We start from the raw sequence: 765 nt of genomic DNA on the forward strand, positions 1-765 counted from the left end.
CCGGGAGCACTGGAGGAGTTTGCGCCAGCGTCTGGAGAGAGGCCGCCGCGCGCGAACCCTGCGCACCCGCTTTCGACACGATCCCGCTGCCTACCTGGCGGCTCTCGAACAGCAGGTCTGCCAGCTAGCTTTGCCGTCCTAGAAAAAAAGAGCCTGAGAGCCGCCGAGCAGGACCGCCCCGATGTGGCGCGCGAGCGACGGCACTGGCGCGTGTGGCAGCGCTACATGGATCCGGCTCGCTTTGTCTTCCTGGACGAGACTGGCACATCCACCAACATGGTGCGCTGCTACGGGCGCTGTCCCAGAGGCGAACGTCTGGTGGATGCCACGCCGTGGGGGCATTGGAAGATCACCACCTTCGTGGCCGGCCTGCGCGCCAGCGGCCTCATTGCTCCGATGGTGCTGGACGGTCCCATGACGGGTGAGGTGTTTCGCGCCTATGTCGAGCAGGTACTGATCCCGGAGTTGTCGCCCGGTGATGTGGTCGTGCTCGACAACCTTGCGGCTCACAAGGTCGCCGGTGTCCGAGAGAGGATCCAAGCCGCCGGCGCGAGCCTGCTGTACCTGCCGCCGTACTCGCCGGACCTGAACCCGATCGAGCAGGTGTTTGCCAAGCTCAAGGCGCTGTTGCGCCAGGCAGCGGCGCGCACCAAGGAGGCACTCTGGACGACCATCGGAGAAATGCTCGATCGCTTCCCGGCGGACGAGTGTCAGAACTATCTCAGCAACTGCGGATACGAGTTCACCTAAATCGAATCCGCTCTA

At 64.3% G+C, this 765-nt stretch carries 1 pseudogene; it reads left to right on the plus strand.

The features are described from left to right. Nucleotides 1–141: 141 nt before the first annotated feature. Nucleotides 142–750 (plus strand): annotated as a pseudogene (locus tag AB4097_RS21490) (IS630 family transposase); the annotation flags it as partial. Between the last annotated feature and the right edge of the window lie 15 nt (nucleotides 751–765).

Origin of the sequence: Microvirga sp. 2MCAF35 (assembly GCF_052115545.1) — a bacterium.
In the GTDB taxonomy this organism is placed as follows: domain Bacteria; phylum Pseudomonadota; class Alphaproteobacteria; order Rhizobiales; family Beijerinckiaceae; genus Microvirga.